Source organism: Novosphingobium sp. Fuku2-ISO-50, from assembly GCF_001519055.1.
GTDB lineage: Bacteria > Pseudomonadota > Alphaproteobacteria > Sphingomonadales > Sphingomonadaceae > Novosphingobium.
Map to the genome: position 1 here is coordinate 550,904 of NZ_KQ954285.1, position 15,989 is coordinate 566,892.

At 67.4% G+C, this 15,989-nt stretch carries 15 protein-coding genes; 7 read left to right on the forward strand and 8 right to left on the reverse strand.

From position 1 onward, the window contains the following. Positions 1 to 96 precede the first annotated feature (96 nt). Positions 97 to 1,509 (forward strand): MocR-like pyridoxine biosynthesis transcription factor PdxR, encoded by a 1,413-nt coding sequence (locus AQZ50_RS02495; protein WP_067741993.1) that lies wholly within the window; start codon positions 97 to 99, stop codon positions 1,507 to 1,509. Between the two features lie 53 nt (positions 1,510 to 1,562). On the opposite strand, the gene AQZ50_RS02500 is transcribed toward AQZ50_RS02495, so the two are convergent. The 4 genes from AQZ50_RS02500 to AQZ50_RS02515 form a co-directional block, all read right to left on the reverse strand. Further along, a complete protein-coding gene (locus AQZ50_RS02500) occupies positions 1,563 to 2,333 on the reverse strand; it encodes a bestrophin-like domain (protein WP_067741996.1) in 771 nt (256 codons plus the stop codon). A 33-nt stretch (positions 2,334 to 2,366) separates the two neighbouring features. Further along, complete coding sequence (locus AQZ50_RS02505) at positions 2,367 to 2,840, reverse strand: nuclear transport factor 2 family protein (protein ID WP_067741999.1); 474 nt, start codon at positions 2,838 to 2,840, stop codon at positions 2,367 to 2,369. 77 nt (positions 2,841 to 2,917) lie between these two features. Then, on the reverse strand, positions 2,918 to 4,459 hold the full coding sequence (locus AQZ50_RS02510) for an acetyl-CoA hydrolase/transferase family protein (RefSeq protein ID WP_067742002.1): 1,542 nt from the start codon (positions 4,457 to 4,459) through the stop codon (positions 2,918 to 2,920). Between the two features lie 205 nt (positions 4,460 to 4,664). Then, a complete protein-coding gene (locus AQZ50_RS02515) occupies positions 4,665 to 5,123 on the reverse strand; it encodes a peptidylprolyl isomerase (protein ID WP_067742005.1) in 459 nt (152 codons plus the stop codon). 150 nt (positions 5,124 to 5,273) lie between these two features. Between AQZ50_RS02515 and AQZ50_RS02520 the strand changes: the two genes are divergently transcribed. Further along, positions 5,274 to 5,666 carry a DUF1489 family protein gene (locus AQZ50_RS02520; protein ID WP_067742008.1) on the forward strand — a complete coding sequence of 131 codons (393 nt, stop codon included), beginning with the start codon at positions 5,274 to 5,276 and terminating at the stop codon, positions 5,664 to 5,666. Here the strand turns inward: AQZ50_RS02520 and AQZ50_RS02525 are convergent. The 3 genes from AQZ50_RS02525 to AQZ50_RS02535 form a co-directional block, all read right to left on the reverse strand. After that, positions 5,663 to 6,346: a DsbA family oxidoreductase gene (locus tag AQZ50_RS02525; RefSeq protein ID WP_067742011.1), complete on the reverse strand. Its 684-nt coding sequence runs from the start codon at positions 6,344 to 6,346 to the stop codon at positions 5,663 to 5,665. The two genes, AQZ50_RS02520 and AQZ50_RS02525, sit on opposite strands and share 4 nt — an antisense overlap. Next, on the reverse strand, positions 6,343 to 7,233 hold the full coding sequence (gene nudC, locus AQZ50_RS02530; protein ID WP_067742014.1) for an NAD(+) diphosphatase: 891 nt from the start codon (positions 7,231 to 7,233) through the stop codon (positions 6,343 to 6,345). The genes AQZ50_RS02525 and nudC overlap by 4 nt, the downstream gene beginning before the upstream one ends. A gap of 79 nt (positions 7,234 to 7,312) precedes the next feature. Beyond that, positions 7,313 to 8,419: an A/G-specific adenine glycosylase gene (locus tag AQZ50_RS02535; protein WP_067742017.1), complete on the reverse strand. Its 1,107-nt coding sequence runs from the start codon at positions 8,417 to 8,419 to the stop codon at positions 7,313 to 7,315. Between the two features lie 29 nt (positions 8,420 to 8,448). Between AQZ50_RS02535 and AQZ50_RS02540 the strand changes: the two genes are divergently transcribed. From AQZ50_RS02540 to AQZ50_RS02555, 4 genes are all read left to right on the forward strand, one after another. After that, positions 8,449 to 9,000, forward strand: coding sequence for a DUF721 domain-containing protein (locus AQZ50_RS02540; RefSeq protein WP_067742455.1), 552 nt, complete (start codon positions 8,449 to 8,451; stop codon positions 8,998 to 9,000). 15 nt (positions 9,001 to 9,015) lie between these two features. Continuing rightward, positions 9,016 to 9,741: a thioredoxin domain-containing protein gene (locus AQZ50_RS02545; RefSeq protein ID WP_067742458.1), complete on the forward strand. Its 726-nt coding sequence runs from the start codon at positions 9,016 to 9,018 to the stop codon at positions 9,739 to 9,741. 111 nt (positions 9,742 to 9,852) lie between these two features. Further along, positions 9,853 to 10,614 (forward strand): thioredoxin domain-containing protein, encoded by a 762-nt coding sequence (locus AQZ50_RS02550; protein WP_067742020.1) that lies wholly within the window; start codon positions 9,853 to 9,855, stop codon positions 10,612 to 10,614. Between the two features lie 137 nt (positions 10,615 to 10,751). Further along, entirely contained in the window at positions 10,752 to 14,192 is a 3,441-nt protein-coding gene (locus AQZ50_RS02555; RefSeq protein ID WP_067742023.1) for a chromosome segregation SMC family protein, read from the forward strand. On the opposite strand, the gene ubiA is transcribed toward AQZ50_RS02555, so the two are convergent. Further along, entirely contained in the window at positions 14,181 to 15,095 is a 915-nt protein-coding gene (gene ubiA, locus AQZ50_RS02560; protein ID WP_082703376.1) for a 4-hydroxybenzoate octaprenyltransferase, read from the reverse strand. The two genes, AQZ50_RS02555 and ubiA, sit on opposite strands and share 12 nt — an antisense overlap. Before the next feature lie 80 nt (positions 15,096 to 15,175). On the opposite strand from ubiA, the gene AQZ50_RS02565 reads away from it, so the two are divergent. Continuing rightward, complete coding sequence (locus tag AQZ50_RS02565) at positions 15,176 to 15,955, forward strand: 16S rRNA (uracil(1498)-N(3))-methyltransferase (protein ID WP_067742029.1); 780 nt, start codon at positions 15,176 to 15,178, stop codon at positions 15,953 to 15,955. The last annotated feature ends 34 nt before the right edge of the window (positions 15,956 to 15,989 follow it).

The window sequence follows — 15,989 nt, forward strand, 5'->3', positions numbered from 1 at the left end:
CCTCCGGACAGGTTGGGTGGAGTTGCTGGCTATCCACAAAGCGGTATGGCCAAAACATCCACTTGCCATTTTTTCAGCAGTCCGGTTTGATGTCTCATGGCAAAAGACAGCGCAGCATGGCTGAATCTCGACCGCACCGGTGGCGATCTCGAAGGGCAGATCTATCATGCCGTGCGCGCCCGCATTCTCGCCGGCGCGATCCGGCCCGGCGATGCCTTGCCCTCGACGCGGGGGCTCGCCGCGCTGCTCGGCGTGGCGCGCAGTACGGTGGTCGCCGGCTATGAGCGGCTGCGCGCCGAAGGGTTCCTCGCCGGTCGGCCCGGCTCGGCAACGCGCGTTGCCGAATTGCCGACCGGGCCGCGTGATGGCGATGCCCCCGCCGCGACGCCGCCACGCGCCGCGCAGGACCCCGAACGCTTCATGCCGTTTCGCCCCGGCCTGCCCGATCTCGACGCGTTTCCGGTCAAGGCCTGGAGCCGCTGCCTGACGGCGCGCGCGCGCCACTTGCGCTGGCACGATCTCGGCTATGGCGAAGCGATGGGCCTTGCGCCCCTTCGCGAGGCGATCGTCGAGCATGTCGCGCGCACCCGCGCTGTGGTGGCCGATCCGGCGCAAGTCGTGATCCTCGCTTCGACGGCGGCAGCAATCGACCTGATCGCGCGCGTCAGCCTGCGCCCGGGCGATGCCGCATGGGTCGAAGACCCCGGCTACCCAACTGCGCGAAGCCTGCTGGCCCGCGCCGGAGCGCGGCTGGTGCCGGTGCCGGTCGACGATCAGGGCTTTGATTGCGCCGCCGCGCCGCCCGGCACCGTGCCGCGCCTGATCTGCGTTTCACCATCGCACCAGTATCCGACCGGCGTGGCGATGAGCCTGGTGCGGCGGATCGCCTTGCTCGATTTTGCCGCGCGCCATGACGCGCTGATCATCGAAGACGATTACGACAGCGAATTCCACTATGCCGGGCGCCCGCTCGCCGCGCTCCAGGGTTTGGGTTCGGGGGCTCAGGTTGCCTATATCGGCACCTTTTCCAAAGTGCTCGCCCCCGGCCTGCGGCTTGCTTATGCGATCGTGCCGCAGGCGCTCCTGCCCAAGATCGAGGCCACGATCCGGCAGGGCGGCGGCTCGGTCGCGGTGCATGTTCAGGCGGCGATGGCCGATTTCATTCGCGACGGATACCTTGCCGCGCATATCCGCCGCATGCGCAAGATCTATCACGCGCGCATGGAGGCGACCGCCGCCATGATCGAGACACGCTGGAGCGCATGGCTGGTGCCCGGCGCGCGTGACGGGGGATTGCAGCTTTGCACCCGGCTGCGCGATCAGACTGCCGATGACCGCGCGCTCGCCCGGATGCTCCACCACCACGGGCTGGCCCCCACGGCCCTGTCCACGTGCGCCATTGCGCCGACGCGCCCCGGCCTGCTGTTTGGAATAGCATCGGCCACGCCCGAGCGGATTGCCGCGCTCGACCGCGCCTTGGGCAAGGCGTGTCCAGTGGATCGTTTTTGACATTTGCATCCCGCCATCCGGATAGCGCGGTCGCAAATGTCAAAAACGGACCACTAGCGTGACACGCCGGGCAGCACGGCTGCCAACGGCGCTGCGGAGACGGCTGCGGGCGGCTGAAACGGATTGCCATGGATCAGCACGATCACCGCTGTCGGCGCAGAAGCGAGCGCAAACAGCGCGACCGCCACGCGCATCGCGCGCGGATTGCCGACATGGACCACCGCGACCGAAACCATGGTCAAAAAGCCCAGCACGGCCATGCCCGCCCATTTCAACGGATTGACATGAGTCTGGCTCAATGCCAGCCGCGTTTCACGCGCATCGCGCACCGTCAACGCAAGCGCGATGTCCTGCTCTGCCGCCGCAGCGCCGCCGACTGCGGCAAGATGGGGATCGGACAGCACGCCCAGCAACCGATCGGCGGCCTGCATCGCAACCGGGCTGGTCTTGCGCCGCGACAGCATCGGCCATTCACCCAATGCGGCACGCGCATAGTCCCGCACGGCGCCATCTACCAGCACAGTGTCCGCGGCAGGCAAGTGCCCCGCGAGCACGGCAATGGCATGAAGCGCATCCGCCTCACGATTGACCGCTGCCAGAGCGCGATCGTGCGCGTTCCAGGTGTCGTTGGCGAGGAACGCCAGCGTCAGCCCGAACAAGACCCCCAAAACATTGATGAACGGCGGCACCACACCCGCAATTCCGGCAACTGCATGGCTCCATCGTGGTCCGCATAGCACCTGGAGCAATACCCAAGCCGCGACGAACGTGCCGAGCAAGGCCGCCGCCGCATAGAGATAGTGATCGTATGCCAGCCAATCCAAAGCCGCTCTCCCTCGCCCCCAAATCCCGGAACCTTACAGGCCGAGTTCGCTCAGCCCCGGATGATCGTCGGGGCGACGGCCTTGCGGCCAATGGAACAGGCGATCGGGCTCGGCAATCGGCGCGTCGTTGATACTGGCCATGCGCCGCTGCATCAGCCCGCGCGGATCGAATTCCCACAATTCGTTGCCATAAGAGCGGAACCACTGCCCGCTGTCGTCATGCCATTCATAGGCAAAGCGCACCGCCATGCGGTTTTCGCGAAAGCCCCACAGTTCCTTGATCAGCCGATAGCCAAGCTCGCGCGCCCATTTGCGCGCCAGAAACGCCACGATGGCTTCGCGCCCGGTGATGAATTCGGCGCGATTGCGCCACTGGCTGTCGGGGGTATAGGCCAGCGCGACCCGCGCCGGATCGCGCCCGTTCCAGGCATCTTCGGCCAGGCGCACTTTCTGCGCGGCATCTTCGACGCGGGTAAACGGCGGCAGCGGCGGGCGATCGGGTTCCATGCTCATGATCACGCGATCATGACACGAAAACCCCCGGAGCGAAACGCCCCGGGGGGAATCTGGTCAGGTGAGCCGGATCAAGCGAGCATCGTGCCGGTTTCGACGAAGCGCAAGTGCCACGACAGCGCTTCACGCAGCAGCGAGGGCGAATGCTTGCCATAGGAATCGCGCAGCGCGCGGGCATAGTAATCGGCCAACTGGTCGCGATAGGTCGGGTGGACGCACTTGGCGAGGACCACTTCGGCGCGCTGCTTCGGCGCCAGACCGCGCAGATCGGCTAGGCCCTGATCGGTGACGATGACCTGCACGTCCTGATCGATATGGTCGACATGGCTGACCTGGGGCACGATCGTCGAAATCTTGCCGCCCTTGGCCGTCGAAGGCGCCATGAAGATCGAGATATAGGCGTTGCGGGCAAAGTCGCCCGATCCGCCGATCCCGTTCTGGATACGGCTGCCCATCAGGTGCGTCGAATTGACGTTGCCGTAAAGGTCGGCCTCGATCATCCCGTTCATGGCAAGGCAGCCGAGGCGGCGCACCAGTTCGGGATGGTTGCTGATTTCCTGCGGACGCAGCACGATGCGATCGCGGTAATGCGCCATGTTGTTGTTCAGCCGCTCGGCGGCCTCGGGGCTGAGCGAAAATGCCGTGGCCGAAGCCATCGACAGTTTTCCGCTGTCGAGCAAGTCGAGCATCCCGTCCTGCAGCACTTCGGTATAGGACGTCAGTTGCTCGAACGGGCTGTCCTGCAATCCGTGGAGCACGGCATTGGCGATATTGCCCACGCCCGACTGGATCGGCAACAGATGCTGCGGCAGGCGGCCCAGTTTCACTTCATGGGCAAAGAATTCCATCAGATGCCCGGCGATCGCGTTGGCCGCGGCGTCGGGCGCCTTGAACGGGGCATTGCGATCGGGCGTATCGGTCGGCACCACCGCGATGACTTTCGACGGATCGATGCGGAACGTCGGCTGGCCGATGCGATCCTGCGGCTTGACCAGGGGGATCGGCACGCGGTTCGGCGGCAGCGCCGTGCCGTAATAGATGTCGTGCATGCCCTGCAGCGCTTCGCTCTGCCAGGAATTGACTTCGAGGATGATGCGGTCGGCGCGGTCGAGCCAGGTCTTGTTGTTGCCGATCGAGCTTGACGGCACGACCGACCCGTCGGGCAGGATCGCCGAAACTTCGATCAGCGCCACATTGAGCGGGCCAAGAAAGCCCTGCCAGGCCATCGGCGCGACTTGCGACAGATGCATGTCGATATATTGCATCGTCCCGGCGTTGATCTGTTCGCGGGCATAAGGGTCGGAATTGTAGGGCAGTCGAAAATCGATGCCTTTGACTTTGGCCAGCGCGCCGTCGAGTTCGGGCCCGGTCGAAGCGCCGGTCCACACCCGGATCGAAAACGGATTGCCCGCCGCATGGCTCGCCTCGATTCGCGCAGCCAGCGCCTGCGGCACTTCCTTGGGATACCCCGCGCCGGTAAATCCGCTCATCCCCACGGTATCGCCCGGCTGGATCAGCTCTGCGGCGGCCGTGGCATCCATGACCTTTGCGGCATAGGCCGGGTGGGCAATGCGAGCGTTGGTTGGCGTGAAGGACTCAGCGGAAACGGACATCGTTTTCGGCGCCTTTTGCAAGGGGAGGACTGGGAGGATTCCCGAAACGTGCCCCTATGCTCTCGACCGTGACGATACGACTTATACCTCAGTCGAAAACTGATTTTTTATTTGCAACTGCGATTGCGCATTTTGCAATCGCCTGCACGCCGAAGAGGCGGCCGTGATGATCACGCCCGCCTCCCCGATGCGCGGCCGTCTTGCCTTACTCGGCGGTGACGATCGTTGCCTTGCGGATCACGCCGGGCTTTGCCGGCGGTTCGCCCTTGGGCAGCGCGTCGACGTGTTCCATGCCGCTTTCGACTTCGCCCCACACGGTATATTGCCGATCGAGGAAGCGCGCATCGTCAAAGCAGATGAAGAACTGGCTGTTGGCCGAATTCGGATTCTGCGTCCGCGCCATCGAGCAGACGCCGCGCACATGCGGGACATCGTTGAATTCCGCCTTGAGATCGGGCTTCTTCGAACCGCCCATGCCGGTCCCCTGCGGGCAACCGCCTTGCGCCATGAAGCCGGGGATCACGCGGTGAAACTTCACCCCGTCGTAGAATCCCTCGTTCACCAGCTCCTTGATCCGTTCGACATGACCGGGCGCCTTGTCGGGGCGCAGTCGGATCACGACGTCGCCCGTGTCGAGCGAGAACACCAGTTTTTCTTCGGCCATTGCTTGCGTCCTTTTTTGCCAATTGCCGCCGATATAGGAGGTTTGCGGGCATTGTCGACATTGGGTCGACATTGGGTCGACATTGGATCGACATTGGCTTGCGCCTTGGGCCACCTTCCCTTTCGGCGTCCGGCCCCCTAGATCGGCGTCATGCCGCTCAACATGACCAAAGTTGCCTATGGCGCACAATCGCTTGACGAAGTTCACGGCTGGTTTGCCGATCGCGGCGCCGAGGCGCGGCTGACCACGCGCAATCTGCCGCGCCGCCATGCCGAAATGATCGGCGGGTCGCTGTATTGGATTCTCAAGCACCAACTCGTCGCGCGCTCGGAAATCCTGGGCTTTGCCGAGGCGCCCGACGGACGGACGGAGATCATCATCTCCACCCGCCTGATCGAGGTTCACCCCCGCCCGCGCCGCGCGCATCAGGGCTGGCGCTATCTCGACGAAAGCGAGGTGCCCGCCGATCTCGCCTCGGGCGACAGCGCCGATGTCATGCCCGCGCATCTTGCCGGCGAACTGGCGAAGCTGGGCCTCGTTTAAGCGGCAGTCTCGCGCGCGACGACGCGGCGCAGCGCAGCGGTATAGGTCGCCGGGTCTTGCGCGCCGGGGATCAGGTATTTGCCGTTGACGATCATCGCCGGAACGCCGGTGATGTTCCAGTCCCACGCCTGTTGCTCCCCGGCGGTGACGATCGCATCGAGTTCGTCATCGGCGAGCGCCGCCGCAGCCTCGGCGCGGTCGATCCCCACCGCAGCGGCAATGTCGATCAGCGCCGCCGGGTCCGAAACATTGCACCGGGCCTGAAAATGCGCGTCGAACAGCGCGTGTTTGAGCCGCCCCTGCACTTGCGCCCCATGATCGCGCAGCGCCATGACCAGCAGCTTGTGCGCGGCCCGCGTGTTCCACATCATCGCCGGGGGCGGATCGCCTGCGCCGCTGTAATCGAACGAATAGCCCGCCTGCGCGGCGATTTCGCGCAGGCGTTCGCGGCCTTGCGCGGCCTCATCGGCGCTACGGCCATATTTGCGCATGATGTGTGCGCGCTGGTCCTCGCCTTCGGGCGGCATGTCGGGATTGAGCTCGAAGGGGTGAAAGCGGATCGTCGCGGCCACTTCGTCATGAAGCCCGGCCAGCGCGGTTTCGAGCTGGCGCGTGCCGATCACGCACCATGGGCACATGACATCCGACCAGATGTCGATCGTGACGGGATGCGCGCTCATGCGTTAAGCCACCAACGGATCAGGTGATGGGCAATCGCAAACGGCGGCGGCGCGACGAACGATGCATCGGCATCGCCACGCATCGCCGCCACGATGTCATCGCGGGTAAACCAGCGCGCATCGTCAAGCTCGGTCCGATCGATGGTCAGCGCCTCGCTGTCGGCGAAAGCATGGCACGCGATCATCAACGACGAAGGAAACGGCCAGGGCTGGCTGGCGACATAGCGCACATCGCGCACGACCAGCCCGGCCTCTTCGGAAATTTCGCGCGCGACCGCTTCCTCGACCGTTTCGCCCGGCTCGACAAACCCGGCGAGCGCCGAATAGCGGCGCGCCGGAAAACGCGGCTGACGCCCGAGCAACAGCCGCCCCTCGTACTCGACGGTCATGATGGTGACCGGATCGACACGCGGAAAATGTTCGGCGCGGCACGCTTGGTTGGTGCAATTGCGCTGCCAGCCGCCCTTGGTCAGCTTTGTCGCATGGCCGCAGCGCGCGCAAAAACGGTGCCGCGCGTGCCAGTCGACCAGTGCCTTGGCCGCGCCGTAAACGGCAAGATCGGGCGGGCTGAGCAGGCCCATGACCTGCCACAGACGCGGATCGGGCGGCGCCGTGCTGCCGACACCGGCCAATTTGGGATCGACCGCTGCAAAAGCCGCGCGCCCATCGGGACCAAGGCCCAGAAACACCAGCTCCGCCGCTTCGTCGGCATCGGCCAGCGTCCCCCATTCAAGCCCGCCGTCTGCCGCGACCAGCGGCGCCAGCCCATCGAGCCGCAAGAGCCGCGCGCGCCAATTGGTCAGCGCCGCCAGCTTGTCCGGATCGGATCGCACGGCATCGGCGCGATCGATCACCGAGCCGGAAAAAGCGATCGTCGTATCGGTCATGCAGCGCCCCATTCACCTGAAAGACCGCGCCGTGACAGGGCCGTCCGATCCACAAAATCCGCCATGATTCTCTCCCGCTTCAGCCCTCGCGCCGTTCTTCGCGCGTGGCGATGGCGATCCGCGCCGCCTTGGCAAACACCGTGGGCAAACCGGCCGCTTCAATCGCCTCAAGCGGCCAATATTCGCCGGACCAAATTTCAGTGGGCCAAATTTCAGTGGGCCCACGCTCGCTCGACAAGTGAACCATGTCATCCCCCTCGCAAAGCATCAATTGCAAATCGAGATCGAAATGAGTGAAGCCGTGGCGCACCACCCCGCCCTTGCGCCAGGGCCCGGCAAACGGCGGCTGACCATGCCCGTCGGCGCGCGCGGTCCAGCCGTCATCGGGCAGCGCGCGCATCCCGCCGAGCATGCCCTTGCCCGGTCGGCGCACCAGCCAGACCGCGCCGTCGCGCTCGATCCACCAGACATGGCCGGTGCGCTGCGGCTTGGCCTTTTTGGGCGCCTTGGCGGGCAGCGTGTCGGCCACTCCCAGCGCCTCTGCCCGGCAATCCCCGCGCAAGGGGCACAACAGGCAGCGCGGGTTGCGCGTGGTGCAGATCGTTGCGCCCAGATCCATCATGGCTTGCGCGAAATCGCCCGCACGCGTGTCGGGGGTGATCGTCGCGGCGGCGGCGCGGATGGCCCCGCGCGATCCGGGCAAAGGCTCGGCAATCGCAAACAGCCGCGCGACGACGCGTTCGACATTGGCATCGACCACCACCGCCCGTCGGTCGTACGCGATCGCCGCAACCGCCGCCGCCGTATAGGCGCCCAGCCCCGGCAGCGCGCGCAGCCCGGCCTCGTCATCGGGAAAGGCGCCGATCCGCGCGACTTCGCGGGCGCAGGCGATCAGATTGCGCGCGCGGCTGTAATAGCCAAGCCCCGCCCAGGCGGCCATGACATCGGCCTCGCCGGCGGCGGCCAGCGCGGCGACATCGGGCCAGCGTTCGACAAAACGCGCGAAATAGGGCTGCACCGCCGCGACCGTGGTCTGTTGCAGCATCACTTCGGACAGCCACACGCGATAGGGATCGGGCGGGGCCGCGCCCGGCGGGCTGCGCCAGGGGAGGCTGCGCGCATGGCTGTCATACCAGCGCAGAAGCGCAAAGGATGGGGATCGATCGGTCTGAACGCTGGCCTGCATGACGCGGCTATGGCATGGGACGCGGCGTGATGGAACGTGACCGCAAGGGTTCAAAACCGGAAAAGCCAAAGGCCCCGCGCACTTTTGAGCGCGCCCGGGGCGGCGAAGCGCGCATGATCGGCGATCTGATGCCCGCCATCGGCCGCACGGCATTCCGCCGCTTCGGCTTTGTCCAGTCGAGCGTCGTCACGCGCTGGCCCGAAATCGTGGGCACCGGCCATGCCCGCCATTGCGCGCCCGAATCGATCCGCTTTCCGGTTGGTGAAAAGGCCGAAGGGACGCTGCACCTCGTGGTCAGCCCCGGCCATGCGCCGATCATTCAGCATGTCATCCCCGAGATCATCGACCGGGTGAACCGCTTTTTCGGCTATCGCGCCGTGGCGAAAGTGCGCATGCGGCAAGGCGCGGTTCAGCCGCCGGCAGCCAAAGAGCCCAAGGCGCCGCCGCCCTCGCTGAAACCGGTTCCGATCGAACTGGGCGACAGCTTGCGCGACATCGGCGATCCCGAGCTGCGCACGGTGCTCGAATCGCTGGCGCGCAGCCTGGAACGGATGAGCGGCAAAGCAGAACGTCAGGGGTAAGCAAAGGTTATGGGCATGACGAAGACTTTGAAACTGCTGATTCCGGCGCTGCTGGCCACACTGATCCCCGGGCTGATCACCACGCCGGCCATGGCCAAACCCGCCACGCCGCCCGCCCCGCACGCCGCGAACTGGAACGGCACGATCACCCGCACGCCAAACGGCGGGTATCTGCTCGGCAATCCGGCGGCGCCGCTGCACCTGGTCGCCTATATCAGCTATACGTGCCCGCATTGCGCCGACTTCGAGGCAGAGGCGGATGCCCCGGTTCGCATCGGCATGATCGCCCCGGGCAAAGGCAGCTATGAAATCCGCCCATTCCTGCGCAACGGGCTCGATGTCGTCGCCGCGCTGCTTGCCGAATGCGGCCCGCCGTCGAAATTCTTTGCCAATACCCGGCTTATCCTGTCGACCCAGCGCGAATGGATGGCGCCTGCCGGTTCCTTGACCGAAGCGCAGAAGGGCCGTTGGGAAAGCCCCGATTTCGCTACCAAGATGCGCGCCATCGCCTCCGATCTCGGGCTCTATGCGATCATGGAGCGCCGCGGCTACGACCGGGTCGAGCTTGACCGCTGCCTCGCCAACAAGCCGCTCGCCGACCGCCTTGCCAAGCAGACGCAGGAAGCCTCCGAAAAAGATTTCGTGCAGGGCACGCCTGCCTTCCTGATCGACGGCGTGCCGCTGGCCGGGACGTATACCTGGGACTCGCTGAAGCCACAGCTTGACGCACGGCTGCGCTGACCCCTCCTGTTTCCAATCTGCGCGCGCCGCGATAGGGTGCCGCCCGTTCCAGACGCCAATTCCAGACGCCAATTCCAGACGCCAATTCCAGACGAAAGCCGGACCCGCCGCATGAAACCGACCCGCCCCGCCCGTTTTGCCGTTTTGGCCCTTGCCGCGATGCCGCTCGCATTCGGCCTTGCCGCTTGCGGCAAGAAAAACGATGCCGCTGCCGTGGCCGAAGCTCCGCTGCCCAAAGTCGGCGCTCCGGCGGGCAAGCAATGGGCCGACGTGATCACTGCGACGCCCGACGGCGGCTATCTGATGGGCAACCCCGATGCCCCGCTCAAGCTGGTCGAATATGGCGCGCTGTCGTGTTCGCACTGCGCCGCGTTTGCCGCCGAGGGTTTCCCGCATTTGCGCGATGACTATGTGAATTCAGGCCGGGTCAGCTATGAACTGCGCTTTTTCATGCTCAACCCGCTCGACGTGCCGTCGGTGCTGCTTGCGACATGCGGCAACGCGCCCGAAACGGTGATCCCGATGGCCGAACAGTTCTGGGGCTGGCAGGCCACGATGTTCGCCAATCTGAAGGCAGCAGGCGAGGGCGCAATGCAGCAGGTCCAGACTCTGCCCGCCAACCAGCGCCCGGCAGTCATCGCGCGGATCACCGGCATGAACGATTTCTTTGCCCAGCGCGGCATTGCCACCAGCCAGGGCGCGCAATGCCTGGGCGACATCGCCAAAGCCACGGCCCTTGCCAGCGGCACCGACAAGGCGACCAAGGAATTCAACGTCACCGGCACCCCGGCGTTCATTCTCAACGGACGCAATCTCGACATCGCCGAATGGAGCGCGCTCGAACCGATCCTGCAAAAAGCCGGCGCGCGTTGATCTGAACGAGGTGCGGCACCGGCCCGCTCCCCCACCCGGCCACCCACAGGGTACTATCGTCGGGTGGCCGGGTGGGGGAGCGGGCCGGTGCGGCGCTCAAAATTCGCTCTTTCGCGAATTTCGAACAAGGAGGGCCCATGCAGTTCAAACGGCTACGACTCTCGGGCTTCAAAAGCTTTGTCGAGCCGGCTGAACTGCGCATCGAACCCGGCCTGACCGGGGTTGTCGGGCCCAACGGCTGCGGCAAGTCCAACCTGCTCGAAGCGATCCGCTGGGTCATGGGCGAAAGCTCGGCCAAGGCGATGCGCGGCGGCGGCATGGACGATGTGATCTTTGCCGGAACCGCGCGCCGCCCCGCGCGCGATTTTGCCGAAGTGACGCTCAGCGCCGAAGTCGACGAGCCCGGCACCTATGGCACCGAGCTCGAAGTCGTGCGCCGCATCGAGCGCGGCGCGGGCAGCATCTATCGCGTCAACGGGCGCGACGTGCGCGCGCGCGACATCGCGCTGGTCTTTGCCGATGCCGCGACCGGCGCACACAGCCCCGCGCTGGTCAGCCAGGGGCGCATCGCCGCCGTGATCGCGGCCAAGCCTACCGAGCGGCGCATGATGCTCGAAGAAGCCGCCGGGATCGCCGGGCTGCATGTCCGCCGCCGCGAGGCCGAAACGCGGCTGCGCGCGACCGAAACCAATCTCGGGCGCCTCGAAGATCTGGTTACCGGGCTCGAAGCGCGCATCGGCGCGCTGCGCCGCCAGGCCCGCGCCGCCGAGCGCTACAAAACCCTGAGCGAGCGTATCCGCATCGCCGAAGCCTCGCTGGTGTTTGCCCGCTGGCGCGACGCAGCCGCCGCAGCCGAGGCGGCAAAGGCCGCGCTGGCGCAAGCCGAAGCCGCCGAAAGCGCCGCCCGCGAACAGGCGCAAACCGCGCAAGCGACGCAACACAGCGCCGCCGCCACACTGGCGCAAGCGCGCGAAACCCTGTTCGACCGCCGTCAGGACGCCCAGGCCCACGCCCAGCGCATGGCCGGTCTGTTGGCGCAATTGCAGGCCGCCGAAGATCGCCTGAACGACATCGACCGCCAGATCGCGCGGATCGAGACCGACCGCGATCAGGCCGACCGCCTGTCGCGCGACGCCGCCGAGGCGCAAGCGCGCCTGACGCGCGACCTCGCCGCCGCCGAAGCCGCGCTGAAAGACGAAGAGGAAGCCCGCCCCGCCGCCCGCGCCGCCCGCGACCGCGCCGAAGCGGACAGCCGCAACGCCGAACTCGCGCTCGCCGCCGCCACCGCCGAACAAGCCGGGATCGAGGCCGAATGGCGCGTCGCCGAGGCCGCCGTAACCGCCGCGCGCCAACGTCTCGCGCGAATCGAGGCCGACGCCGCCCGGATCGCCGCGCAAGCCGAGGCGCTGGCACGCGAACCCGACCCGGCCTTGCGCGTCGCGGAAGCCGAAGCCGCGCGAGACGAGGCCGCGACTGCGCTTGCCGCCGCGCGCGAGGCCCGCGCCACACTGACCGCACGGCGCGAAGCGCTGACCGAAACGCGCGACGCCGCAGCGCAGGCGCTCGCCGCCGCCCGCGCCGAGCTGATCGGCGTCGAGCGCGAGGCCGAAGCGCTCGCGCGTGACAAGGCGGCGCGCGACAAGGCCGCCGCGCAAAAAGGCCGTGGCCCGACCGCGCTGTCGGCCACGCGCGTCGCCCAAGGCTATGAGCGCGCGCTGGCCGCCGTACTGGGCCGCGATGCCATGGCGCCGGTCGGCCCGGCCCCTGCGACCAGCGAGGGCCGGTTCTGGACAGGCGCCACGCCGCCCGCGCCGCTGCCCGATTCGTTGGCGCACCATGTCACCGCCGCGCCCGACGAACTGGCCGCGCGGCTGGCGCTGGTGCGCGTGGCCGATGCCGACGACGGGCGTGCCTTGGCGCCGGGCGAATGGCTGGTGACCCGCAACGGACGCCTGCGCCGCTGGGACGGCTTTGTCGCCGCCGGGGAAGGCGCCGCCGAAGCCGCCTTGCTCGAAGCCGAAAACCGTCTGGACGCGTTGCAGGCCCTGCTCCCCCCGCGCCGCGCCGCACAGGCGCAAGCGGTCGAAGCCGATGCCGCCGCGCGCAACGGGCTGGCCGTGGTGCAATCCGAGCTGGCCGCGACCGAGCGCGCGCTGGCCGGTGCCGGCGATGCCGAACGCGCCGCGCTGCGCATGCTCGACGCGGCGCAAGGCGCGCAAACGCTGCGACGAACGCGCACCGACGAACTCGCCCGCGCCAACGCCGATTGCGAACAGCAACGCAGCCTTGCCATGGCCGAACTGGCCGGTGCCGAAGAACGCCGCGCCGCGCTGCCCAATCCCGCCGCCGGGCGCGCCGCGCTTGAAGCCGCGCGCACACGCAACCAGACCGCGCGCACCATGTTGCAAAGCGCCAGCGCCGCGCTGGCCGCCGCTGATCAGGCCATCGCCGTCGGGCGCGAACGGCTGACGGCGATGAAGAACGACATCCGCAATTGGCAATCGCGCGCAGGCGACGCCGCGCGACGGCTGGCCGACATGGCGACGCGCGCCGACGAATTGACCGCCGAACGCGCGGTCCATGCCGCCAAACCCCCGGCCCTGACCGCCGAACTCGATGCCGGGGAAGCGCTGCGCGACCGGCTCGCCGCCGACCTCGCCGCCGCCGAAGCCGCGCAGACGCAAGCCGAAGGCGCCGGTTCCGCCGCCGACCGCGCGCTCTCGGCGGCGACCGAAGCGCTCGCCGCCACGCGCGAGGCCCGCGCCGGGCTCGCCGCGCGCGCGCAGAACGAAGAGCAGCGCCGACAGGAAATGGCGGCGATTTCGGGCGAACGTTTCCAGTGTCCGCCGCCGTTGCTGCCGGGCAAGCTCGGCTTCGTCGGCGAGGATGTCGGAGCCGCAAGCGCGGTCAGCGCCGATCATGACAAGCTGGTGGCTGAACGCGAGCGGCTGGGGCCGGTCAATCTGGTCGCCGCCGATGACCTCGCCGCCGCCGAAGCCGAACATGGCACGACGATCCGCGAACGCGCCGAGCTGATCGAGGCGGTCGGCCGACTGCGCGGCTCGATCGGCGCGCTCAACCGCGAAGGGCGCGAACGGCTGCGCGCCGCGTTCGAAGCGGTCGATGCGCATTTCCGCCGCCTGTTTGCGCGGCTGTTTGGCGGGGGCGAGGCGCATCTGGCGCTGATCGACAGCGACGACCCGCTTGAAGCGGGGCTTGAAATCTTTGCCCAACCGCCGGGCAAGCGGCTGCAATCGCTGACGCTGCTGTCGGGCGGGGAACAGGCCTTGACGGCGGTCGCGCTGATCTTTGCGCTGTTTTTGACCAACCCGGCGCCGATCTGCGTGCTCGACGAAGTCGATGCCCCGCTCGACGATGCCAATGTCGAACGGTTCTGCGACATGCTCGACGCGATGGTCGGCGAAACGCGCACGCGCTATCTGATCGTCACGCACAATGCCGTAACGATGAGCCGGATGCACCGCCTGTTTGGCGTCACCATGGTCGAACGCGGCGTCTCGCGGCTGGTCAGCGTCGATCTGGGCGGGGCCGAAGAACTGCTCGCCTCAGCGGGCTAGGCCGATGACATAACAGGCCGCCGCCATCAGCAGCCCGGCAAAGCGGTTGGCGCGAAACCGCGCCAAGGCGCCGTCGCCGTCATCGGGCCGCAGCGTCAGCGCCTGCCAGCCGAGATGGACCGCCACCGGCGCAAGCGCGAGCAGCGCCAAAGGATCGGGCCGCACCAGCCAGACCGCGCCCGCCCAGCTTGCCAGCGCCAGCGCATAAAGCGCCGTGACCCCGGCGCGGACATGGCGACCGAACGACAGCGCCGACGAGCCGATCCCGACCAGCGCATCGTCTTCGCGATCCTGACAGGCGTAAATCGTGTCATAGCCCATGCACCATGCCCAGCAGCCGAGATAGAGCGGCCCCAGCGGCGCAAGGCGATCAAACCCGGTCGCTTCGACCCAGGCGGTCGGCGCGCCCCAGGTAAACACCAGCCCCAGCCAGGCCTGCGGCCAGCCGGTGATCCGCTTCATGAACGGATAGGCCAGCACCAGCAGAAGGCTGAACAAGGCGACCACTTGCGCCTCCCACCGCAATTGCAGCAGGACCACGAGCCCCATCGCCATGAGCAGCATGATCCACAGCCATGCCGCCCGTTTCGACACCGCGCCGCTGGCGATCGGGCGCGAAGCGGTACGCGCCACGCGCGCGTCGATCCTGGCATCCACGATGTCGTTATAGACGCAGCCCGCGCCGCGCATCGCCACAGAGCCGAGCAGCATCCATGCGACCATGCTCCAGCGCGCCGTTGCCCCCGCCAGAAACAGCCCCCACACACAGGGCCAGAACAACAGCCACCAACCGATCGGCCGGTCAAACCGGGCCAGCATGGCATAGTGGCGCCAGGGCAGCGGCAGCGCGGCGATCAGGCCTTTGTGTTCGCTGTCGGGAACGATTGCGGATGTCTCGGTCATCGCCGCATCTCCTGCGCCCGCCATCGCGCAAGGGCAAGCCCGATTGCCGATCGGGCCACACCGTTCTAGGACGGCCCGCGATGATCGATCCGCTTCCCGCCACCCCCGCCTGGCCGCCGAAATCGGCGCCGCGCCTGTTTGTGCCCGGCCCACTGGGCGAAGGCGCCGTCGTCGCGCTCGACGGGGCGCAGGCGCATTATCTGGTGCGCGTGATGCGCGTGGCGCCGGGCGATTGCGTCATCGTGTGCGACGATGAAACCGGCGAATGGGCCGCGCAAGCCGACAGCGTGGGCAAGCGCGATCTGACCTTGCGCTGTGTCACACGGCTGCGCGAGCGCGAGGCGGTGCCCGATTTCTGGCTCTGCCCGGCCTTGCTCAAGAAAGACCGTTTCGACATCGTGCTCGAAAAGGCCTGCGAACTGGGCGTTGCGCGGATCAGGCCGATGCTGACCCGGCGCTGCGTCGCCGACCGGATCAATCCCGACCGCGTGCGCGCGACTCTGGTCGAAGCTGCCGAGCAATGCGCGCGCACCGCGCTGCCGACGTGCGATGCGCCTGTCCCGCTGGCATCCTTGCTGGCCGACTGGCCCGAGGGGCGCACCTTGTTTTTTGCCGACGAAACCGGCGGCGCTCCGGCGGCGACGAGCTTTGCCACGCACACCGGGCCCGCCGCGCTGTTGATCGGGCCCGAGGGCGGCTTCGACGAGGCCGAACGCGCCGCGATCCGCGCGCATCCGGCGGCCCTTGCCATCACGCTCGGCCCGCGCATCCTGCGTGGCGAGACTGCCGCGATCGCCGCATGCGCTTTATGGATGGGGCTTGCCGGCGATTGGCAGACCCCGATCATCAATAAGTTGTAGCGCGAAACCCTTTCGCCCTTTAACGGATGCGCGC